The 20,253-nt window shown below is 67.1% G+C and carries 20 protein-coding genes; 12 read left to right on the top strand and 8 right to left on the bottom strand.

Translation table 11 applies throughout. The features are described from left to right. The first annotated feature begins 29 nt into the window (after nt 1-29). The gene (locus tag OD750_RS20375) at nt 30-551 is read left to right on the top strand and encodes a DUF4920 domain-containing protein (RefSeq protein ID WP_263540854.1); all 522 of its coding nucleotides are present in this window, start codon (nt 30-32) and stop codon (nt 549-551) included. A 4-nt stretch (nt 552-555) separates the two neighbouring features. Next, nucleotides 556-1,740 carry a TMEM43 family protein gene (locus tag OD750_RS20370; protein ID WP_263540855.1) on the top strand — a complete coding sequence of 395 codons (1,185 nt, stop codon included), beginning with the start codon at nt 556-558 and terminating at the stop codon, nt 1,738-1,740. Nucleotides 1,741-1,839: 99 nt separating this feature from the next. Here OD750_RS20370 and OD750_RS20365 read toward each other — a convergent pair whose 3' ends face one another. Next, nucleotides 1,840-2,421, bottom strand: coding sequence for an NUDIX hydrolase (locus OD750_RS20365; RefSeq protein ID WP_263540856.1), 582 nt, complete (start codon nt 2,419-2,421; stop codon nt 1,840-1,842). A 95-nt stretch (nt 2,422-2,516) separates the two neighbouring features. Between OD750_RS20365 and OD750_RS20360 the strand changes: the two genes are divergently transcribed. Next, a complete protein-coding gene (locus OD750_RS20360) occupies nt 2,517-4,082 on the top strand; it encodes an SMP-30/gluconolactonase/LRE family protein (protein ID WP_263540857.1) in 1,566 nt (521 codons plus the stop codon). Nucleotides 4,083-4,089: 7 nt separating this feature from the next. On the opposite strand, the gene OD750_RS20355 is transcribed toward OD750_RS20360, so the two are convergent. Then, nucleotides 4,090-4,977, bottom strand: a complete 888-nt coding sequence (locus tag OD750_RS20355; RefSeq protein ID WP_263540858.1) for a 5'-3' exonuclease — start codon at nt 4,975-4,977, stop codon at nt 4,090-4,092. Nucleotides 4,978-4,987: 10 nt separating this feature from the next. Next, nucleotides 4,988-5,557, bottom strand: a complete 570-nt coding sequence (locus OD750_RS20350) for a nitroreductase family protein (protein ID WP_263540859.1) — start codon at nt 5,555-5,557, stop codon at nt 4,988-4,990. Nucleotides 5,558-5,738: 181 nt separating this feature from the next. Between OD750_RS20350 and OD750_RS20345 the strand changes: the two genes are divergently transcribed. The 6 genes from OD750_RS20345 to OD750_RS20320 all read left to right on the top strand — a co-directional run bounded on the left by OD750_RS20345 (nt 5,739) and on the right by OD750_RS20320 (nt 11,624). Then, nucleotides 5,739-6,875 carry a Re/Si-specific NAD(P)(+) transhydrogenase subunit alpha gene (locus OD750_RS20345; protein WP_263540860.1) on the top strand — a complete coding sequence of 379 codons (1,137 nt, stop codon included), beginning with the start codon at nt 5,739-5,741 and terminating at the stop codon, nt 6,873-6,875. 176 nt (nt 6,876-7,051) lie between these two features. Next, on the top strand, nt 7,052-7,339 hold the full coding sequence (locus OD750_RS20340; protein WP_263540861.1) for an NAD(P) transhydrogenase subunit alpha part 2: 288 nt from the start codon (nt 7,052-7,054) through the stop codon (nt 7,337-7,339). A 51-nt stretch (nt 7,340-7,390) separates the two neighbouring features. After that, nucleotides 7,391-8,797, top strand: a complete 1,407-nt coding sequence (locus OD750_RS20335; protein ID WP_263540862.1) for an NAD(P)(+) transhydrogenase (Re/Si-specific) subunit beta — start codon at nt 7,391-7,393, stop codon at nt 8,795-8,797. 166 nt (nt 8,798-8,963) lie between these two features. Then, the gene (locus OD750_RS20330; protein WP_263540863.1) at nt 8,964-9,692 is read left to right on the top strand and encodes a hypothetical protein; all 729 of its coding nucleotides are present in this window, start codon (nt 8,964-8,966) and stop codon (nt 9,690-9,692) included. 13 nt (nt 9,693-9,705) lie between these two features. Next, nucleotides 9,706-10,551, top strand: a complete 846-nt coding sequence (locus OD750_RS20325; RefSeq protein ID WP_263540864.1) for a hypothetical protein — start codon at nt 9,706-9,708, stop codon at nt 10,549-10,551. A gap of 53 nt (nt 10,552-10,604) precedes the next feature. Next, entirely contained in the window at nt 10,605-11,624 is a 1,020-nt protein-coding gene (locus OD750_RS20320; protein ID WP_272842092.1) for a Fic family protein, read from the top strand. On the opposite strand, the gene OD750_RS20315 is transcribed toward OD750_RS20320, so the two are convergent. From OD750_RS20315 to OD750_RS20305, 3 genes are all read right to left on the bottom strand, one after another. Next, the gene (locus tag OD750_RS20315) at nt 11,621-12,070 is read right to left on the bottom strand and encodes a hypothetical protein (RefSeq protein ID WP_263540866.1); all 450 of its coding nucleotides are present in this window, start codon (nt 12,068-12,070) and stop codon (nt 11,621-11,623) included. The two genes, OD750_RS20320 and OD750_RS20315, sit on opposite strands and share 4 nt — an antisense overlap. A gap of 66 nt (nt 12,071-12,136) precedes the next feature. Further along, the gene (locus OD750_RS20310) at nt 12,137-12,544 is read right to left on the bottom strand and encodes a GNAT family N-acetyltransferase (protein ID WP_263540867.1); all 408 of its coding nucleotides are present in this window, start codon (nt 12,542-12,544) and stop codon (nt 12,137-12,139) included. Then, nucleotides 12,541-13,212: a pyridoxamine 5'-phosphate oxidase family protein gene (locus OD750_RS20305; protein ID WP_263540868.1), complete on the bottom strand. Its 672-nt coding sequence runs from the start codon at nt 13,210-13,212 to the stop codon at nt 12,541-12,543. Before OD750_RS20305 ends, OD750_RS20310 begins: the two co-directional genes overlap by 4 nt. 106 nt (nt 13,213-13,318) lie before the next feature. Here OD750_RS20305 and pdxR point away from each other — a divergent pair, with 106 nt between their 5' ends. Both pdxR and sufT read left to right on the top strand, forming a co-directional pair. Next, the gene (gene pdxR / locus OD750_RS20300; protein WP_272842107.1) at nt 13,319-14,773 is read left to right on the top strand and encodes a MocR-like pyridoxine biosynthesis transcription factor PdxR; all 1,455 of its coding nucleotides are present in this window, start codon (nt 13,319-13,321) and stop codon (nt 14,771-14,773) included. Between the two features lie 44 nt (nt 14,774-14,817). Next, nucleotides 14,818-15,375, top strand: a complete 558-nt coding sequence (gene sufT, locus OD750_RS20295) for a putative Fe-S cluster assembly protein SufT (RefSeq protein ID WP_263540869.1) — start codon at nt 14,818-14,820, stop codon at nt 15,373-15,375. Nucleotides 15,376-15,416: 41 nt separating this feature from the next. On the opposite strand, the gene OD750_RS20290 is transcribed toward sufT, so the two are convergent. Both OD750_RS20290 and OD750_RS20285 read right to left on the bottom strand, forming a co-directional pair. Continuing rightward, nucleotides 15,417-16,034: an OmpW/AlkL family protein gene (locus OD750_RS20290; RefSeq protein ID WP_263540870.1), complete on the bottom strand. Its 618-nt coding sequence runs from the start codon at nt 16,032-16,034 to the stop codon at nt 15,417-15,419. Between the two features lie 190 nt (nt 16,035-16,224). Beyond that, nucleotides 16,225-18,921 (bottom strand): EAL domain-containing protein, encoded by a 2,697-nt coding sequence (locus OD750_RS20285; protein WP_263540871.1) that lies wholly within the window; start codon nt 18,919-18,921, stop codon nt 16,225-16,227. A gap of 421 nt (nt 18,922-19,342) precedes the next feature. Between OD750_RS20285 and OD750_RS20280 the strand changes: the two genes are divergently transcribed. Beyond that, the gene (locus tag OD750_RS20280; protein ID WP_425508250.1) at nt 19,343-19,762 is read left to right on the top strand and encodes a hypothetical protein; all 420 of its coding nucleotides are present in this window, start codon (nt 19,343-19,345) and stop codon (nt 19,760-19,762) included. Nucleotides 19,763-20,253: the final 491 nt, after the last annotated feature.

The following is a 20,253-nucleotide window of genomic DNA, read 5'->3' as shown; positions in this document are numbered from 1 at the left end:
CGCCGCGAGGCTTCCGGGAGGGGTGTGCGATGAAACGCGGGTTTTTGTTCTCCATGCTGGCGGCGACGGCGCTCGTCGCGGGCGGCGCCTACGCGCACGACGACCATGCGCACGGCGACAAGTCCGAAGAGAAGCCCGGCTGCGATCCGAAGGTCACCGCCAAGGCGACCGAAACCGGAAAGTCGGGCAGCACCTACGGCCAGCCGATGCCGGCGTCGCTGACGGCCGTGTCGATCGCCGATGTCGCGGCCGATCCGGCGAAGGTCGGCGACGCGCCGCGCGCGTTCAGCGGTCGCATCACCGACGTGTGCCAGATGCAGGGCTGCTGGATGGTGCTCGAACATCAAGGTTCGTTCGCGCGCGTCGTCATGCACGACCACGCGTTCAGCGTGCCGAAGGATGCGAAAGGCGACGCCGTCGTCTACGGCACGCTCAAGGTCAAGACGCTGTCGGATGCCGAAGTCGAACATCTGTCGAAGGAAGGCCGCACGCCGGCGTCGAAGACCGAGCTGACGATCGACGCCACGTCGGTCCGCATCGGGCAGGGCTGATCCCGTGGTCGACCGCTATACGAGCGAAGAAACCGTCGGCTACGGTTCGCGCGTCAAGCAGTCGTTCGGCGGCGCGCTGGTCGGCCTTGCGATGTTCGTCGCGGCGTTCCCGCTGCTGTTCTGGAACGAAGGGCGCGCTGTCGCCGAACACAAGGCGCTGCGCGAGGGCGCGGGCGCCGTCGTGTCGGTCAAGGCCGCGCCGCTCGACCCCGCGAACGAGGGCAAGCTCGTGCACGTCGGCGGCACCGCGAGCGCGAGCGGCACGCTCGTCGACCCGACGTTCGGCGTGCGCGCCGACGGCATCGCGCTTAGCCGCAATGTGGAAATGTTTCAATGGGTCGAGCACAAGGAGACGCGCACCGAGAAACAGCTCGGCGGCAGCGAAAAGCGCGTCACCACGTATGAGTACGACACGAAGTGGGACGACGACGCGATCGACTCCGACCGCTTCGAGCATCGCGACGGCCACCGCAACCCCGACAAGTTTCCGTTCGAGGCGAACCGCGTGCGCGCCGATCCGGTCAGGCTCGGCGACTTCGTGCTGTCGACGCGATACGTCGACGACATCGGCAACGCGCGACCGCTGACACCGACGCTCGATCAGCTGCCGCCGAACCTCGCGGCGAGCTTCCAGCTCGACGACGGGCGCCTCGTGACGAGCCGCGATCCGGCCAAGCCGGCCGTCGGCGACGTGCGCGTGACGTTCTCGGTCGTGCCGCAGCAGGTCGTCAGCACGATCGGCGTGCAGCGCAACGGGCGCATCGAGGCCTACACGGCGAGCAACGGGCGCGAGATCGCGCTGCTCGATTCGGGCGACGTGCCGGCCGAACGGATGTTCGCGCAGGCGCAGTCGCGCGCGAGCATGTTCACCTGGGTGCTGCGCGGCGTCGGCTTCGTGCTGATGTGGTTCGGCCTGTCGGCCGCCCTAGGCTGGTTGTCGACCGTGCTCGACGTGTTGCCGATCCTCGGCACGCTCGTGCAGAAGGGCATCGGCATCGTCGCGGCCTTGATCGCGCTGCCGCTGGCGATGCTGACGATCGCGCTCGCGTGGTTCGTGTACCGGCCGCTGCTGTCGGTCGTGCTGGTGGCGGTCGCGATCGGCGCGTTCTGGCTGCTGCGCCGGCGCGCGCGCGGGGCTTTGCCGCCGCCTCCGCCGGCTGCGTCACCGCCTCCGTTGCCGGGCGTCTGAGCTCCCTCTCCCCCAAGCTTGCTTGGGGGAGAGGGCCGGGGTGAGGGGGCGGACGTGTCGCACTTCGTCGAGGTCGACGAAGTGCCTGGCGTCACCCCATCACCCAACCCTCTCCCCCAACGGCGTCGGGGGAGAGGGCTGAAGATCGCCGAACAACGCTTCGCCGTGCTCCAGCAGATACAAGCCGGCAAACACCTTCGGATCGACCGAACACCCCTGCGCCGCCTTGTCGAGCACCCAGCGCGCCGCCTGCGCGCGCGGCACTTCGTGCACCGTGATGTCCTCGTCGCTCGTGCCGCCGCCGGCGTGCACGCGCACGAGGTCGTACGCGCGCACGAACGCGATCGTCTCGGTACTCATGCCGGCCGAACTGGGTCCCGCGAAGTAGTAGTCGACGCGGTCGCACGCGTAACCGGTTTCCTCGAGCAGTTCGCGCCGGGCCGCTTCGACCGCGTGCTCGCCGGCCGCGCCCGGCTCGTCGCCGATCAGCCCCGCCGGCATCTCGATCGCGCGCGCGCCGATCGCTTCGCGCCACTGCTCGACGATCAGCACCTTGTCGTCCGGCGTCAGCGCGACCACGACCACCGCGCCGCCCGGATTCGTGCGCTCGGCATATTCCCACTTGCCGCGGCGGCACAGGCGCAGCCAGCGTCCATTGAAAAGCACTTCGGTTTGCGTCATTGTTGGCAGTCCTGCGTCCGCGGCGATCACGCCCGGAACCATTGGCGCTTTGGCGCTGTCCTCAGCGCGTCTCTTCGATCTTCCGGATTTCACGCATGAAACTGCAAGCCCTCGCTCTCGCCATGCTGGCGCTCGCTTCCGCTCCCGCCGTGCACGCCGCCGACCCGGTCAAGCCGGAAAAGCCCGCGGCAAAGACCGACGCGAAGCCCGCGGCCAAGCCGGCGGACGCCAAGTCGGCCGCAGCGAAGCCCGCCGACGTCGCGACCGACGATCCGCGCCTGAAGGCCGCGCTGCAGCTGACCGAAGCGCAGATCAAATCGACCAAGAATTTCGAAGCCCTGACCAAGCTTGCGCAGCTGTACAACGGCCGCGACCTGACGCGCTTCACCTGGTCGATGGAGCGCCTGACCGAGCTGATGCCCAATTCCGGCGCGCTGCGCCTGGAGCTGGCGGCCGTCTACGCCGACCAGGACGACAAGACGCGCACCTACGATTCGCTCATTCGCCTGCAGACGCAGGGTTTCGCCTACCAGATCGGCAACGACGGGCGTTTCGACAAGGTCCGCGGCACCAAGGTGTGGGATTACATCGTCGCGAACCTCGCCGCGAACGCCGCGCCGTTCGGCGAGGGCAAGGTCGCGGTCGAACTGCCCGGCAACGACCGGCTGTTCGAAGCGCTCGCGTGGGATCCGAAAAAGAAGCAGCTGCTTGCCGGCAGCGCGCGCGAAGGCGTGATCTACCGCGTCGGCGACAAGGGACAGCTGACCGAATTCGTCAAGTCGGACCCCGCCGCCGGTCCGTGGGCGATCATGGACATGAAGGCCGACGGCGAGCGCGACGCGCTGTGGGTCGCAAGCTTCGGGGCCAAGGTGTTCAAGGGCTACGACGCGGAAAAAGTCAACAAGTCGAGATTGCTCAAATACAGCCTGTCGAGCGGCAAACTGCTGGCGCAATACGTCGCGGACGGCGAGTCCGGCGAGCACGCGTTCACCAAGCTCGCCGTCGGCAAGGACGGCCGCGTATTCGTCGCCGATTCGCCGAAGCGCGAAATCTACCGGCTCGACGGGGACAAGCTGGTGCTCGTCACCGCGAATCCGAACCTTACGGGCATCTCGGGCCTTGCGGTTTCCGACGACGGCGAGCGGCTGTACTTCGCCGATCCCGCGCTCGGCGTTTTCGGCATCGACCTGAAAGAAAACAAGCCGTTCGCGCTCGCGCATTCGCCGGACAAGCTCGTGCTCGGCGGCATCGATTCGCTGCACTGGTACGACGGCGCACTCGTCGCCGTGCAAGGCAACATGGTGCCGCCGCGCGTGATGCGCCTGCGCCTGGACCCGACCGGCCACGGCGTCCAGACGGTGATGCCGCTCGACGCCGCGAAGCCCGAGTTCGCCGTGCTCGGCAACGGCGCGGTCGCCGGCAACGAGCTGTATTTCGTGGCGAACAGCCAGCGCAACGAATACGACAGCTTCGGCGTCGCGCGCGACGAAAGCTGGCTGCAGCCGGTGAAGGTGTACAAGAGCGACATGCGCTACGCCTGGAACGAGAAGGGCATCGGCACGGCGCTCGCGCCGATTCCGGCTTCGCGCGACGGCAAGTCGCACTACACGCCGTCGAATTCGAACCTGCGGCAGCGGGCCGCGAAAAAAGACGGCGAGTAAGCCGGTTTCACGCGATCGCGCGTACGCGCGATCGCGTCAGCGGCCCGAAGCGCAGCCGTTCGAACAGCGCTTCGGCGCCCGCGAGGTCGGGTTTGCCGCGCACCAGCAGTTGCGCATCGGTCGGCACCGGCGCGTCCAAGGCGATGCCGGTGAGACTGCGCGACAGCCGTGCGAGCGCCGCGTCGGCCTTGAGCCGCGCGTACGCCGCGGCGGCCCCGCGAAACCGCAGGAACGGAATTTCCTCGATGCGCGCGTAGATCGCGTCGAGCGTGCCGAAGTGCGACAGCAGCGTCGCCGCGGTTTTCGCGCCGATGCCGCCGACGCCCGGGATGTTGTCGACCGCGTCGCCGGTCAGCGCCAGATAGTCGGCCACCTGGTGCGGATGCACGCCGAGCCGCTCCTTCACGCCGCGCGCGTCCCAGCGCACGTTCTTGCCGAAATCCCATTGTTCGTCGTGCTCGCCGATCAACTGGCCGAAATCCTTGTCGGCCGACACGATCACCGCGCGAAATTCCTGCGGCCGCAGCATGTGCACGAGGCTGCCGATCAGGTCGTCGGCTTCGAACGACAGATCCGACAACACCGCGAACCCGAGCACCGCCGCCACTTCCTTGCAGTAGGCGAACTGCAGCTTGAGTTCTTCCGGCGGCAGCTCGCGGTTCGCCTTGTACTCGGGATAGATCGCGTTGCGGAACGAACTCGTCAGCGACTCGTCGAACGCGACCGCGCAGTAGGTCGGCTGCGCGCGGTCGATGAAGTCGAGCAGGAAGCGCGTGAAGCCGTACACCGCATTGACCGGTCGGCCCGCGTCGTCGACGAATTCCGGCGGCACGGAATGCCATGCGCGAAACACGTACAGGCTCGCGTCGATCAGGTGCACGGTGTGACGGCTCATCGTCGTTTTCCTATCCGTTCCATTCGGTCGTGAGCGCCTTCGCATCGGGGCGCAGCCGCTCCGGCGCCGGTTCGCGCGCGGTACCGATGTGCACAAAGCCAATAATCCGCTCGTTCGCGGCGAGGCCCAGTGCGGCGGCGATGTCGGCGTCGTACGCGGCCCAGCCGGTCAGCCACTGCGCGCCGTAGCCGAGCGCCTGCGCGCCGAGCAGCAGGTTGTAGGCGACGCAGCCGACCGACAGCACCTGCTCCTGCGCCGGAATCTTCGCGTGATGCTCGTCGATGCGGCCCACGACCGTGACGATGAGCGGCGCGAAGTTGAAGCGCTGGCGGTCCTTGTCGAGCGCGGCGGGCGCGACGTCCGGATTCTTGCGCGCGTTGACCGCGACGAGCAGCTCGCCCAGGCGTGCCCGCGCACCGCCGCGGACCAGTACGAAGCGCCACGGCACGAGCTTGCCGTGATCGGGGACGCGGCTCGCGGCTTCGAGCAGCGCGTCGAGTTCGCCCGGCGACGGGCCGGGCTCGCCGAGCTGGCGCGAAGGAACGGAGCGGCGGTCGTCGAGTATTTTCAATGCGGCCATAGGTGCATTCGTCATGAGTCGGGGGAGTTTAAGGGCGAAGCGCTCGTGATGGGGCGGCGCGCGCACGGAATCAACCGCGATCGGCGCCGTTGCGCGCGGCATAACAAACTTTTCGCGCCGGCTTACCGTTGCCGCCGGAGTCGGCTAGGATTCGACGGTCAGCGTTCCTTAGGAGTGGCTTATGCCGGTCAGCATCGCGGTCCTGCGCGAGACGAGTCCCAACGAACGCCGCGTGGCGATGACGCCCGAAGTGGCGAAGAAGCTCAAGGCCAAGGGCGCTTCCGTGCTGATCGAACGCGGCGCGGGCGTATCGGCGAGTTTTTCCGACGAAAGCTACAAGGACGCCGAAGTCGCCGGCGACGCTGCCGCGACGCTCGCGCGCGCCGACGTGCTGCTGACGGTGCAGCCGCCGACGCTGGAGGAAATCGCCGGTCTGCGCGAAGGCAGCATCGTGATCGGATACCTTGCGCCGCACCTCGCGCCCGAACGTACGCGCGCGCTCAAGGACCGGCGCATCACGAGCTTCGCGATGGAGCTGCTGCCGCGCACGACGCGCGCGCAGGCGATGGACGTGCTGTCGTCGCAGGCGGGCGTCGCGGGTTACAAGGCCGTGCTGATCGCGGCCGAAGCGTCGCCGAAGTTCTTTCCGATGCTCACGACGGCGGCCGGCACGATCCGACCGTCGAAAGTGCTCGTCATCGGCGCCGGCGTCGCGGGCCTGCAGGCCATCGCGACCGCGCGGCGCCTCGGCGCGCAGGTCGAAGGCTTCGACGTGCGGCCCGAAACGAAGGAACAGATCGAATCGCTCGGCGCGAAATTTCTCGACCTCGGCGTCAGCGCGGCCGGCAGCGGCGGCTACGCGCGTGAGCTGACGGCCGAAGAACGCGAGCAGCAGCAGCGCGCGCTGGCCGAGTCGCTCAAGGCGTACGACGCGGTCGTCACGACGGCCGCCGTGCCGGGACGCAAGGCGCCGCGCATCATTTCGCAGGCGATGGTCGCGGGCATGAAGGCCGGCGCGGTCGTCGTCGACATCGCGGCCGAGACCGGCGGCAACGTCGAAGGCGCCGAAGCCGGCAAGACGGTCGTCACCGCGAACGGCGTGACGATCATCGGCCCGGTGAACCTCGCCTCGACCGCGCCGATCCACGCGAGCGAAATGTACGCGCGCAACCTGTACAACTTCCTCGAACTGAGCCTGAAGGACGGGGCGGTGACGCTCGACTGGGACGACGAACTGATCGCCAAGACGTGCCTGACGCACGCCGGCGAAATCCGGCACGAGCCGACGAAGCAGGCGGTCGAAGGTTCGGGAACTTAGGTATACAAGCTCCCTCTCCCCCAAGCTCGCTTGGGGGAGAGGGTTGGGGTGAGGGGGCGATGCCAGGTACTTCGCCGACGTTACGGCAGTGCGCAGCGCCGCCCCCTCCACCAACCTCCTCCCCCAGGCGAGCCTGGGGGAGGAGGCTCAAGACGAACAACGCGGAGCCGCCGACCATGATCGATATCTTTCTGGCCTTGTATATTTTCATGCTGGCCGCGTTCACCGGCCAGGAAATCATCAGCCGCGTGCCGGTCATCCTGCACACGCCGCTGATGTCGGGCTCGAATTTCGTGCACGGCATCGTGCTCGTCGGCGCGATGGTCGCGCTGGCGCACGCCGACACGACGCTCGGCAAGACGATCGGCTTCCTCGGCGTCATGCTCGGCGCCGGCAACGCGGCGGGCGGCTACGTCGTGACCGAGCGGATGCTGGAAATGTTCAAGTCGAGCAAGGGCAAGTAGCGCGTCCCGCACGCGATCGGCCACGTCACGCACAGCGCGCAAGGAACCCACATGGACACCACGACCCTGCTGACCTACTTCGCCAAGGCCAGTTACTTCCTCGCCGCGGTGATGTTCATCCTCGGCATCAAGCGCATGGCCTCGCCGGTGACGGCGCGCAAGGGCATCGTGCAGGCCGGCCTCGGCATGGTGATCGCGACGCTCGCGACGTTCGCCATCACCGGCAGCCACAACCTGCACCTGATCGTTCTGGCGATCGTGCTCGGCGTCGCGCCGACGTGGATCTGGGGCAAGAAGGTTGCGATCACCGACATGCCGCAGATGGTCGCGCTGTTCAACGGCATGGGCGGCGGTTCGGCCGCCGCGATCGGCGCCGGCGAGCTGCTCAAGTACGCCGAGGCGGGCGCCGCGCCGTCGAAGATCACGCTGACGCTGGCGATCGTCGGCGCGCTGATCGGCTCGATCTCGATGACGGGTTCGATCATCGCGTGGGCCAAGCTCGACGGGCGCATGGACAAGCGTTTCACGTTCGGCGGGCAGCAGGCGTTCAATTTCATCGTGTTCGCGGCGTCGGTCGTCGCGGGCCTCGCGGTCGTCGTGTGGAAGCTCGACACGACCCTGATCGTCGCGTTCTTCGCGCTCGCGCTCGTGTTCGGCGTGCTGATGACGCTGCCGATCGGCGGCGCCGACATGCCGGTCGTGATCTCGCTGTACAACGCGCTGACGGGTCTTGCGGTCGCGTTCGAAGGCTTCGTCATGAACAACGAGGCGCTGATCATCGCCGGCACCGTGGTCGGCGCCGCCGGTACGCTGCTGACGCAGCTGATGGCCAAGGCGATGAACCGGCCGATCAGCAACGTGCTGTTCTCGAACTTCGGCGGCGGCGGCGGTGGCGAAGCGATCACCGGCACGCAGAAGGCGATCGAGGCGAGCGACGCCGCGTCGCTCCTGTACATGGCCGAGCGCGTGATCATCGTGCCGGGCTACGGCATGGCGGTGGCGCAGGCGCAGCACAAGATCTGGGAGCTTTCGCAGCAATTGATAAAACGCGACAAGTCGGTGAAGTTCGCGATCCACCCGGTCGCCGGCCGCATGCCGGGCCATATGAACGTGCTGCTCGCCGAAGCGGGCGTGCCGTACGACCTCATCGCCGACATGGACGACATCAATCCCGAGTTTTCGACTTGCGACGTCGCGATCGTGATCGGCGCGAACGACGTGGTGAATCCGGTCGCGAAAACGGACAAGTCGTCGCCGATCTACGGCATGCCGATTCTCGACGTGGTGAACGCGCGGCAGGTGATCGTGATCAAGCGCGGCAAGGGCACGGGTTTCGCGGGCATCGAAAACGCGCTGTTCTACGCCGACAACTGCAAGATGCTCTACGCCGACGGGCAGGAAGCGGCGAACAAGCTGATTGCGGAGCTCAAGGCGATCGATTCGGGTGGGGGGCACTGAGCCTGCTGCAGCGGAACATCGTTGAGATGTTCCGTGCGTACTAGTACGAATGTTGCTAATTATACTAAAAATCGATCGCTTGCGGTAGTGGAAAATCGACATGACGTCGCCGCTGCGTCGTTCGCTAGATTCCTGTCCGGGGAGATAACCGGGCAGGGAGCAAGCGATGTCGGAAGCGGCAGTCTGGGAAACCGATCTCGGTACGCTGGGCCGTGAGATCGGCCGGGAAAAATCCAAGCGGCTCGGGTCCGCGATCAACGCGGTATTCGCGCTGATCGCGATGATCGCGGCCGGTGAAGCCGGCGCGCAAGGCGGCCCATGCCAGACCAATTGCGGCGATCACACGCTGCCGCCGATCATCGTGACGCCGGGTGGCGGCGGTGGTTCAGGGCCATCCGACCCATGCGCCGGCGGCGGATGCGGCAATGACGTGCCGCCGGATGAGGGTGGGGCGCCGGGTGGGCCTGGCACACCAACTGTCTGCGAGCAATTCCTCAATGCCAATCCGAAGCCTCCGCGGTGCAGTGCTCAAACAACGCCGAAAACACCGTCTTTTGGCGCTGGCTGCAATTTTCGAACGCCCGTTTTCAATTCGCCGATGATTGCGCACCAGGATTTGTTCTTTAACGCGTGCAATTTGCAGCCGCAGTGCTACTGGAATGTCGGCGACGAACGCTATTGCAACGGCCTTATCCGGGAGCGTGCCAATTCGGATTGCATCGCGAACGCCACACGCTTCAGAACGCCGGTTGCGGCTTGTGTGGACAAGATTGACACCTTGATGCACTACATCGTCAATGATCCGGTCGGCCTCAACATGATGCGCTTCCAGGACATTCGCGACAGTGTTGAATGTACGCGTTGGCGGGGGGCATATCATGAAGCCTGTCGCTAAGGATACTTCGAGTATGCGCCACCAGTTCGCCATGATCGGATTGTTGGTCACGGCCGTAATGGCAGTCGTTGCCTGGGCTGCCAACAGAGATGCCGGCTCAATGGGTGTCGAAAGCGAACCGGAACGATCCGTTGCTACCGCCGGGAACAGTGAGCAGGTCGGCAAGGCAGCAGAGCGAAATCGGTCAGTCGCTTCGCACCTTCAAGCGGCGGCGATACCTTCCGTTCGCAGCGGGTTTGAAGTTCCGGAATCTTTTTTGCCGAGCGGGATTGCTTCTGCAACGCGCGTAGTAACTCCGGACAAGCTGATGGCCTTGACGGAGCAAGACAAGGCTTGGCTTGCAAAGCATGGATTTCCGACGTTGACGGAAGTTGAGTGGTCCAGGCAAGCAACGCTTGAGGAGCTACGGGCCGCTGCAAAACTGAGTGTCGCAATGGCGGCTTTGTACGGTGAGCGATTGTGGGAACAGCGCGGATACGATGAGGGTAAGTCGGCCCTGAAAGCGGCGCTTGTCCAAGGGTCGGTCTATGCCGCAGAGGCAATCGCATTGAAGATACTGGCTCAGGGAGCGAGAAGGCCGGACGGCTCAAATGCCGCTGCCTTCGAAGCGGCTGCGTGGATGTACTACGCCTCGCTACTCGGGGACTACCGTGTTGCGAGCGATCTGAGCAACCATTTCGGCGACGCAAGTTCCTGGGATCTCAACAACGGGCTGCTTCGTTCCTTCGAGATCGCAGCAGAAATCGACGCTGCGCGCGCGGCCATTGGGCTGCCGCCTCTGCGACGCGACGTGCGCCCTTCGCTGGACGTTTATCTGGAAAGCTACAGTCACGGCGAAACTACCGTTGTTCCAAGATAGCGGCGTACTCGTGGCAAGCAGCGGCTGACGGGTTGTGTGTAGCGGGGAAAAATTTGGCCTCGAATCCAATCTCGGGCTTCGAACGCGGCCAGCGTATTGCCATGCCGATCGTGATTACCGGCACCGTTGCCGAGTACTTTCTCCCGTCGCTGCTTGCCGATGTTGCAGTGGATGTGCCCGGGGTGCCCGAGACTTCTTCCCCGTCGGCAACGCTTGTCGCGCCTTGGTTGCTGGTGGCGATTAGGTGTGCAGCGACGCCTGCGAACCTGCTCTGCGCGGACCTTCAATGCGAAGCGGCGCTCTCGATACTTACGAAAGGCGCGATCGACATCGACCGGCTTCGGCTTGCCCATGGTGCGTTGACGGGTTTGCCGCACGCGTCCGGCTATCGCGACGCCATCGCCTGGGTCAACGGCCGCTCGCCGGAGGACGCGAAACTGGTCCCGCCGCCGTCGTCCGCCATCGAACCGCTGATGTCCGATCTCGCCGTGTTTCTGGCGAGAACCGACGTCCCGGTCTGGATCAAGCAGGCGCTTGCGTATTACCAGCTCATCCATATCCATCCGTTCGCCGACGGCAACGGCCGCTTGTCGCGACTGCTCGTCGCCGCGATCGGCGCGACGACCTCGCCCGCGCGTCTGCGTTCAATGATCGTCGCGCTCGCGCTGAGCGTACATCGCAAGGCCTTCACGCATCGCTTCGACGCGATGCAGGCCGGTATCAGCGATGCGTATCTGAGGCTGTGGCGCAACCTTGACGAATGGGCCTGCGACTTCTCGTTCGAAGTTGCAACGCGCGAGCGCGAGCTGCGCACGACACTGTCGGAACTCGTCGGCGCGAACAGCGCACCGCGCCTGTTCGACCTGTTTGCCGACGGCGTCGCGTTGACGGAACAAAAAGTCGCTGCGACGCTGCGCTGGTCCGCAAAGAACGCTCCGCTCTACTTCACACGCTTGCGCGATGCCGGCTGGGCGAACGGTTCGGCTGCGGGCTTCGTCGCAGAGCCCGTGCGGGCGGCACAGCGGGAACTCGTTGCGCGGGTCGTCGCAGGCAGTTCGACGATCCTGCTCTAACGCCGCCCCGCAACCACCGCCGCAATCACCGCTCCCGCGGCAAAAATCGCCAGATCCACCGGCGTCGCACGTGCCCACGCGACCGCGAACGCGAATTCCGCGCCGATGCGCTTGAGCGTTTCGAGCAGGTTGAAACCCATCGCGAGCGCGACCGTCGTGCTCGCGATCAGCCCCTGCGCGTAGGCGCTCGCGACCAGCGTCAGCAGCGCCGCGGCCGCCGCGCCGAGCCACGTGCCGCCGAAGCCGGCCGAGCGCATCGCGAAGCCGATCACCATGCCGAGCGGCAGCGCGAGCGCCGCGAACGGCCGGCCGAACCACAGCGCGATCATCGCCCACACCGCGCCGGCTGCCAGCGCGATCATGACCACGATCAAGGCGCTCAATGCGACGTCGAACGCCGACGCGCGGCGTCGCGGCTCAGTCATCGCTGCGGTCGATACGGTCATGGCGTCGGCTCATCGTCGGCTCCGGGTCGGGCGGCGCCGCGATGATAGCCGTTGGGCGCCGCCCGGTCAGCGCAGCGGCTCGTCGCCGTCGAGCATCCACGCCGACGCGTGATGCCGCATGCCGATGCGCGGGTAGTAGTTCACCGCCGCCGGCGCGGCCAGCAACACGATCTTCGCCTGCGGCGCGGCGGCCTGCGTGCGGCGGATCAGCTCCTTGCCGATGCCGTGCCGCTGATGCGTTTCGCGCACGGCGAGGTCGGCGAGATACGTCGTCCAGCCGTAGTCGGTCAGGCTGCGCGAGATGCCGACCAGGAGGTCTCCGTCCCACGCGGTGATCGTGAGGTTCGCGTGCGCGAGCATCGCGGTGAGGCGCGCGTCGTCGCCGATCGGGCGCCGCTCGCCGAGCGAGCATGCGGCATAGAGGTCGCGGGCGGTCGCAACGTCGAGCGTTGCGTCGTCGCGGTAGTCGATCATGGCTGCGCGGCTCCCTGGATCAAGCGTCTTACGGACTCGGGCGGCGCGAATGCGGCGCCGTTCTCGTCGGGCTCGGGTATGCCGTACGCGACATGCGTCGGCACGACGCCGGCCCATACCGGCAGATCGCGATCTGCCGGATCGTCCTTCGGCCCGCCGCTGCGTGCTTTCGCGCTCGCGTCGTCGATCTCGAACCGCATGAGCGCGGTCGCGGCGAGTTCGTTGCGGTCGCCCGAACGCGACTCGGCCGCGCGGCCGGGCACGATCGCGTCGACGAATCGTGCGAGCGCCGCGCTTTTCGCGTCGGCGTCGTCCACCGCGCGCGCCGTGCCGAAGCACACGGCCGAGCGATAGTTCACCGAGTGGTGGAAATGCGAACGTGCCAGCACGAGGCCGTCGACGTGAGCCACGCTGAGCGCGGCCGGCACGCCGTCGGCGAGCGTGCGCATCAGCCGGCTGGCGATCGATCCGTGCAGCAGCACGGCGTCGCCTTCGCGCGCGTACAGCATCGGGATCACGAACGGCTGGCCGTCGACGGCGAAGGCGACGTGCGCGAGAAAACCCGCGTCGAGCACGGCATGGACGCTCGCGCGGTCGTAGGCGGCGCGTTCGCGCAGGCGGCGCACTTCGTGGCGCGCGCCGCGCGGTGCGGCAGGGTTGGGGCGCATGGAACGGCCTCCGACTAAGGTCCAGGCGACGTTACGCGGTCAATCGGACCCATTGCAGGACCGCATCGGTTAATATTCGCAGGGCCAATCAACCGGGGCTGCAGCCATCTACCTCGAACTCGACGGCAACGGCGCGCTGTATGCGCAGCTGACCCGCGCTCTCAAGGCCGCGATTCTCGGCGGTCGCGTGGCCGCGGGCGCGCGGCTGCCCGCAACGCGGGTACTTTCGCGCGAACTGGATCTTTCCAGAAATACAGTCCTCGCCGCGTACGAGCAACTGCACGCGGAAGGGTTTCTCGTCGGTAAGGTGGGCTCCGGCAGCTACGTCGCCGCGATCGAAGCGCCGCGCGCGCCGCCGATCGCGCGCGTCGCACCGACCGCACCGGTCGCGCGCTACGCCAAGCGCGCCAAGGAAGTGTTCGACCGCATCATTCCGGGACGCCAGTACAAAGGCCTGCGCTACAACCTGCAGTACGGCGCGCCGCTGACGAATCCGGCGCTGACCAGCGCCTGGCGCCGCGCGCTCGCGCAGGCGTCGGCGCATGCCGAAATGGACTACCCGGACCCGCAGGGTCTCGCCGCGCTGCGGCTGCAGGTGTGCGACTACGTCGCGCGCCGCCGCGGCATCGTCGCGACGCCGGACGACGTGCTGATCGTGTCGGGGACGCAGCAGGCGTTCTTCCTCGCCGCCGCGACGCTGGTCGAACCGGGCGAATCGGTGATCATCGAAGATCCGCACTACCGCGGCATGCGCCAGGTGTTCCAGGCGCACGGCGCGAAAGTGGAAACGGTCGGCGTCGACGCCGACGGGCTCATCACCGAACAGCTGCCGCAGCGCGGCGCGCGGCTCGTCGCGGTCACGCCGTCGCACCAGTTTCCGGCGGGCGCGGTGATGTCGCTCGCGCGGCGTCTGGAGCTGATCGAGTACGCGCACAGCCAGCGCTGCTGGATCATCGAAGACGACTACGACGGCGAATTCCGCTACGACGCGCACCCGCTCGCGGCGATGCAGTCGCTCGACAGCCACGGCCGCGTGATCTACATCGGCAGCTTCTCCAAGACGCTGTTTCCGTCGCTGCGCCTGGGCTACATGGTGTTGCCGCCGGGACTCAAGCAGGCGTTCGTCGCGGCGAAGTGGTTCTGCGACCGCGGCTGCCCGGCGATCGAACAGGGCGCGCTCGCGCGGTTCATGGCCGACGGCGGCTTCGAGCGCCACCTGCGCGACGCCGCCAAGACGCTCAAGCAGCGCCGCACGGCGATGCTCGCGGGGCTCAAGCGCTACGCCGGCGGCGCGGTCGAAGTGGCCGATTCGCACGCGGGCATGCACCTCGTCGCCTGGCTGCCGGGGGTGACCCGGCCGCAATGCGAAAAATTGATCGCGCTCGCGGCCGAGCGCGGCCTTGGGCTTTACTCGATCGAACCCTATTTTCTCGGCCGGGCACCGCGCGAAGGGCTGCTGCTCGGCTACGCGAGCCTGCCGCCGGCGGACATCGAAGCCGCGATGCGCGTTTTCGGCGCCTGCCTCGCCGATCTCGGCCTTTCCCGGCGCTCTGCCGCATAATCGGCGACCGCTCAGCGCAGTACACCGCAGGAATCTTCGACCACATGTCCGGCTACAGCCACACCTCCGAACCGATCAAGCTCGAACGCGACTGCGAAGCCGTCATGGTGCCGCAAGGCCAGACGGTGACCCTGCCCGCGGGCCAGATCGGCTACATCACGCAGGCGCTGGGCGGCAGCTTCACCGTGTACGTCGACGGCAACCTGTTCCGCATCCGCGGCGAAGACGCCGACGCGATCGGCAAGGAACCGCCCGAAGGCATCGAACTGCCGGCCGGCGCGAGCGACGCCGACGTCGAAAAACTCGTCTGGCAGCAGTTGCGCACGTGCTTCGATCCCGAAATTCCGGTCAACATCGTCGACCTCGGCCTCGTCTACGAATGCGACGTCGTGCGCGGCGAAAGCGGCGACCGCGAAGTGCGCGTGCGCATGACGCTCACGGCGCCCGGCTGCGGCATGGGCGACATCCTTGTCGACGACGTGCGCACGAAGATTCTCGCGATACCGACCATCGCCGACACGGACGTCGAGCTGACGTTCGATCCGCCGTGGAATCACGCGATGATGTCGGACGTCGCGAAGCTCGAAACCGGCATGATGTAGCCGCAGCGGCGCCGGAACGTCGCCGTTCCGGCGCCCGGGCCTCAGAATCGATAGCCGAACGCGAAGCCGTAGACGATCGGATCGATGTTGACGGTGCCGACCTTCACGCCGTTGACGCGCGCCTCGGTGTCGATGTCCATCCAGCGCGCATCGAGCATCAGCGACCAGCGCTCGTCGATCGCGAAGTCGACACCGGCGTGGACCGCCGCGCCCCACGACTTCTTCAATCCGAGCTGCGTGCCCGCGAGCGGACCGGTCTCGTGGATGTCGAAGAACGTCGTGTAGTTGATGCCGACGCCGAGAAACGGCGAGACGCGGCCTTCCGGATTGAAATGCCACGCGAGCGACAGCGTCGGCGGCAGATGTTTGACGTCGGCGGCCTTGACGCCGTTGAGCTTCACCTCGTGCTCGAACGGCAGCGCCGCGAGGATCTCGAAGCCGAGATTGCGCGACAGAAAATATTCGAGCATGAACGTCGGGCGGATTTCGCTGCCGACCTCGGCGCGCAGCGTGCCGCCGGCGAGGCGGCCGTTGTTCGATTTCGGATCGACGTTGTGAGCGCCGACGCGCAGCACCCAGTCTCCCTCGGCGGCATGGACGGTGCCGCCGCACGCGGCGGCGGAGGCGAGAACGAGGCAAACGAGACGATGATGACGCATGAGAACCTCCGCAACGCAGATGAGACGGTCCGCGCCGCGCGCGAGCGGCGCGGCGTTCGGTGAACAGGTGTACCTGTAGCTAATTCCCCAGTGCTGTATTTGGCACTCTACTGCGTCGAGAATTAGCGCACAACAACGGCCGCGGCGGGTGCGGCAGGACGTCGCAGCGGCGATCGGGGATTGCGGGGGACTACCAGAGCGGTCGCGAGAAATCGAACTCGGGCTGCGGGCCCGGGCGGGCGAATGCCGGACCGACGCCGTAGTCGACGCCGAGGCGCAGCAGGAGGTGCGCGCGGTTGATCGAATCGACTTCCGGCGCGATCACCGCGCAGCCGGCCGCGTGCGCCTTGCGCACGAGCGCAAGCAGCGTGTCGCTGATCGATTTGGCCGTGCCGAGTTCTTCGACGAGGCCGGGCGAAAGCCGCACGAAGTCGATCGTGAGGTTCTTGAGCGCGTGTACGGCGGCCCAGTCGCGACCGAAGTCGACGAGACAGACGCGCACGCCGTTCTGGTGCAGAAATTTCAGCCGCTCGGCGGCGCGCGCGCCGGCGTCGATCAGCTCCGAGCACGGCAGCTCGAGCGTCAGGCCCGTGCCGGAAAGGTGGCGGTCCTTGAGTTCGCGCGCGAGCCAGTACGGGATGTCCGGGTCGAGCAGGCTCGCGACCGACTGCGGTACGAACAACCGCCATTGCCGGCCGCGCTTGAGATGTTCTTCGCGCACGCTGAGCGAACGTTCGAGCAGCCAGCGGTCGAGCGTGGCGAGCTGGCCGCATTCCGCCGCGACCGGCGCGAGGTCGGCGTAGGCGACGGCGACGCCGGTCTGCTGCGTGCTGCGCACCTTGAAGCCGAGTTCGAACTGGCCGACCAGCTTGCCGGCGAGCGGCACGATCGGCTGGTATTCGAACAGCGTCTGTTCCGGCGTCAGCGGGCGGCTCAACACGGCGCGCACGGCGAGCAGCGGGTCGGAAGGCAGCAATGCCGCTTCCTTCGCCTCGAACCACAGCACGCGGTTGCCGCCCAGGTGCGCCGCGGCGAGCTGCGCGGCCTCGGCGTTGGTCACGACCGCGTCGACGTTCGCGTGTTCGCCGCCGAGCATCGACATGCCGATGCTCGCGCTGATCGTATGGCTCTGGCCCTGGTGCTCCCATGCCTGCGTCGCGAGCGCGAAGCGCACGCGTTCGGCCGCGGCGGTGATGTCGCCGCGCGAACGGCGATGCAGCAGAACGAAATAATGGAAATCGCTGTATTGCGCCGGCAGATCGACTTCGTCGAGCTGCGCGCGCAGGAGCTGGCCGACGTGCACGTCGAATGCGGCGAGCCCGGCAAGGCCGATCTTCTCGCGCAGCTCCTGCGGGCGGTCGATCGCGATCGTCAAGAGCGCGGCCGAACGGTCGCCGAGCGCGTGCATGAGCTTGTCGATCAGCGTCGCGCGCGAGTACAGCGCGGTGCGGCCGTCGCGGCCGTCCGGATTGCCGATGACTTCGCGCAGCCAGTGCGCGCGGCGAACGCGCGACGTCACGGCGCTGAGCAGGTGACGCGTCTTGAGCGGCTTGACCAGGAATTCGTCGCCGCCGGCCGCGATCGCGTCGAAGCGCAGGTTCACGTCGGACGCTTCGGCGGCGAGGATGATCGGCACCGCCGCGTATTCGGGCTGCTGCCGGATCATCTGCGTCAGTTCGATGCCGCGCACGTCGGGCAGCGCGCAGTCGATCACGACGACGTCGGGCCGGAATTCGGACAGCGCGCCGAGCGTGTTCTGCCCGGTCGAGACGATGCGCGCGGTCATGCCGCGTTCGGCGAGCGCGCGCGCGGCGTCGACGGCGTGGCCGCGGTCGGGGTCGACCAGCAGCACGCGCCACGCCGGCGCTTCGGTGTGCGCGAGCAGTTCGTCGAGCTTGGCGAGCACGCGCAGGCTGTCGACCGGCGGCTGGAAGAACGCCGCGGCGCCGGCGCGCATCGCGAGCAGGCGGTGGCCCAGGTCGTTGTCGGGCGACAGCACGATGAGGCTCGGCAGCATTTCGCCGGCGTTCGCGAGCCGCTCGTACAGCGCGCGCACGCGGCCGAACACACGCAGCTTGCGCGCGTCGAGCAGCAGCGCGCCGGGCACGGCGCCGGCGAGGAATTCGAGCAGCGCCTGCGCGTCGGTATGTACGCGCGCATCGAAGCCGCGTTCGCCGAGCGCGGAGACGAGACCCGGTGCGGTCGAATCGTCGATGCCGAGCAGCGCGATCGTGCGCGGCAGGCGCATCAGATTGTCGGCGGCAGCCGGCAGGTTGGCGTCGGCTGCGGAGGTGGCTCGGGCTTCAACCGGCGCGGGCGTCGGGGCCTGCGTCCCGGCCGGCCGCGGTGCTTCAGCCGGCGGCGCTTCGATCGTTTCGGATGCTTCCGCCGACGGCGACGCCTCGACCGGCGCCTGCGCGACGACCGGCGGCGCGGCCGGCTCTGCGGGCGGTCGGCTTGGCCGTACAACGGGCATTTCGCCGCTGACACGGCTCGACCGCACGACCGGAATCTCGCCGCTGATGCGGCTCGGCAGCGTATGCACGGCGGCCATTTCGGTCGCCGACAGCTCGGTCAGGTCGGCGCCGAGGCGCTGCACCATATCGGCGAGACGCGCGAGATCGCGCGCGTTCGGTTCCAGCGCATCGTCTATAAAGGAACAAAGATACGCGGCGAGTTCGAGCGCGTCGCCGTTCACCCGGTCGAGGCCCAGACGCTCGCTCGTGTCGGCGACCTGGTCGATCTCCTCGGCGAGCTGGCGCGCCGCGGGGCGGTCCCAGCCTCCTGACGCCAGCGGCTGCCAGCGGCGCACGAGCGCCAGACACCGTTCGCGCAATTGCTGGCGCGTCGCGACGTCGGTGCGGGTGCTGCTGCCTGGTCCGCTCATTGCGGTCGAGTCCCTGTGTTACCTGCGTATTCTTCGTGGTCCGTGCGGTCGCCGCTCGGAGTGATCGCGTCGCCGATCGCCCTGACAGACCGGGGCGGCACTTGCGGATATCGGCGGCAATGAGGCGCTGATCGGATGTCTCCTTTGCGGCGCTTTGCAAGGTACGGGCCGGCAAGGCCAGCATGCCCCGCGTCATCGCACCGGGATGTGCACGGACTCACGTTTTGCCGGCCGATGAAGGCCGTCGACGCGTTTTTTGCGGTTTTCTGCGACACCGTCGTCACGCCGTTCCGATACAAATTCGCCTGCTGTTGAATAACGGACTCGGGCGGGCGATCCCCTCAGGCGGGCACGACCGGTTGACCGGCACGAAGCATGCTCGGATGCTTGCCGCGCAGAGAGCCATCGGCGGAGAAGACGAATGCGGAAGCGATTGCACCTGATCCTGGGAGTGTTGTTCGTACTGGCGTTTCTCTGCGAAGCCGTGTTCTGGGCCGGCGCCGCCGCGCTACCCGACGTGGGCCGGCCGATCCGGCAATCGGTACAGCGCGAAGCGCCGCTGGTGCTGACGTACACGGTCAGCGGCGAGGCGCTCGGCAAGATCGTTCCGTCGTTCGTCGGCGTCGGCGAACAATGGGCCTCGGCCGCGTTCGAGCCGGGCTACCAGCGCATCAAGGACGACCCGAACGTCACCGCGGCGCTGATCTTCGGCAACACGTGGAACGGCACGCACCGCCTCGCGAAGGCCGGCATCTACGGCACGCCGCTGCTGCTCGCGCTCGCCTTGCTGGCGTGGTTCCTCCGTCCCAAGCAGGTGCGCCTGATGGGCTCGCGACGGTGAACTTGCCGGACGCTCGCGCCGGCAAAACAGGGCGATTCTCAACTGGATCGTTCCAGTTCCGCGATGCGTAGACGCATGATGCGCAACGGTTTTGCGCAAATCGGGTAACGCGGACCCCACCGGCCGGTTTCGGCCATCCGGCGATTCCCGTCGCGTCCGTGTCGATTTCTGACAAATTTGGTCACCTCGCGCGAGGGTCGCGACAGGCCCGCAAGCCAGCGGTGTCGCCGTTTCGGCGAGTCCGAACGGCTTCGTAGGTTTCTGAATTTGTCCGGACATATATGTTGCATAGCGCAACAAGCCGTGACGGATCAATCACTTAGCGGGGATCTTTTCTTGACGGTGCGGAATGGCGCTGCTAGCTTGCCGCGCGTTTTCCGGTCTGGACGACCGAAGACACCTAACCGCTAGGACCGGGGATCGATGCCTTGCCGAGGCGTCGCGGTCCGATGGCACAACAGGGTTGCCGCGCGCTCCGGCAGGACGGGGGA

The sequence above is a fragment of the Tahibacter soli genome, from assembly GCF_025717065.2.
GTDB classification, from domain to species: Bacteria; Pseudomonadota; Gammaproteobacteria; order Xanthomonadales; family Rhodanobacteraceae; genus Tahibacter; species Tahibacter soli.
Note: the sequence above shows the minus strand (reverse complement) of the source record. Positions and strands in the feature narration are given on the sequence as shown.

Excerpts from the sequence above, each read along its gene's own strand:
- OD750_RS20305 (WP_263540868.1), bottom strand. The coding sequence starts at position 13,212 with ATGCGCCCCAACCCTGCCGCACCGCGCGGCGCGCGCCACGAAGTGCGC.
- OD750_RS20340 (WP_263540861.1), top strand. The coding sequence starts at position 7,052 with ATGATCGATATCTTTCTGGCCTTGTATATTTTCATGCTGGCCGCGTTC.
- OD750_RS20280 (WP_425508250.1), top strand. The coding sequence starts at position 19,343 with ATGCGGAAGCGATTGCACCTGATCCTGGGAGTGTTGTTCGTACTGGCG.
- OD750_RS20335 (WP_263540862.1), top strand. The coding sequence starts at position 7,391 with ATGGACACCACGACCCTGCTGACCTACTTCGCCAAGGCCAGTTACTTC.
- OD750_RS20285 (WP_263540871.1), bottom strand. The coding sequence starts at position 18,921 with ATGAGCGGACCAGGCAGCAGCACCCGCACCGACGTCGCGACGCGCCAG.
- OD750_RS20365 (WP_263540856.1), bottom strand. The coding sequence starts at position 2,421 with ATGACGCAAACCGAAGTGCTTTTCAATGGACGCTGGCTGCGCCTGTGC.
- OD750_RS20325 (WP_263540864.1), top strand. The coding sequence starts at position 9,706 with ATGCGCCACCAGTTCGCCATGATCGGATTGTTGGTCACGGCCGTAATG.
- OD750_RS20350 (WP_263540859.1), bottom strand. The coding sequence starts at position 5,557 with ATGGCCGCATTGAAAATACTCGACGACCGCCGCTCCGTTCCTTCGCGC.
- OD750_RS20310 (WP_263540867.1), bottom strand. The coding sequence starts at position 12,544 with ATGATCGACTACCGCGACGACGCAACGCTCGACGTTGCGACCGCCCGC.
- OD750_RS20345 (WP_263540860.1), top strand. The coding sequence starts at position 5,739 with ATGCCGGTCAGCATCGCGGTCCTGCGCGAGACGAGTCCCAACGAACGC.
- OD750_RS20375 (WP_263540854.1), top strand. The coding sequence starts at position 30 with ATGAAACGCGGGTTTTTGTTCTCCATGCTGGCGGCGACGGCGCTCGTC.
- sufT (WP_263540869.1), top strand. The coding sequence starts at position 14,818 with ATGTCCGGCTACAGCCACACCTCCGAACCGATCAAGCTCGAACGCGAC.
- OD750_RS20355 (WP_263540858.1), bottom strand. The coding sequence starts at position 4,977 with ATGAGCCGTCACACCGTGCACCTGATCGACGCGAGCCTGTACGTGTTT.
- OD750_RS20330 (WP_263540863.1), top strand. The coding sequence starts at position 8,964 with ATGTCGGAAGCGGCAGTCTGGGAAACCGATCTCGGTACGCTGGGCCGT.
- OD750_RS20315 (WP_263540866.1), bottom strand. The coding sequence starts at position 12,070 with ATGACCGTATCGACCGCAGCGATGACTGAGCCGCGACGCCGCGCGTCG.
- OD750_RS20360 (WP_263540857.1), top strand. The coding sequence starts at position 2,517 with ATGAAACTGCAAGCCCTCGCTCTCGCCATGCTGGCGCTCGCTTCCGCT.
- OD750_RS20290 (WP_263540870.1), bottom strand. The coding sequence starts at position 16,034 with ATGCGTCATCATCGTCTCGTTTGCCTCGTTCTCGCCTCCGCCGCCGCG.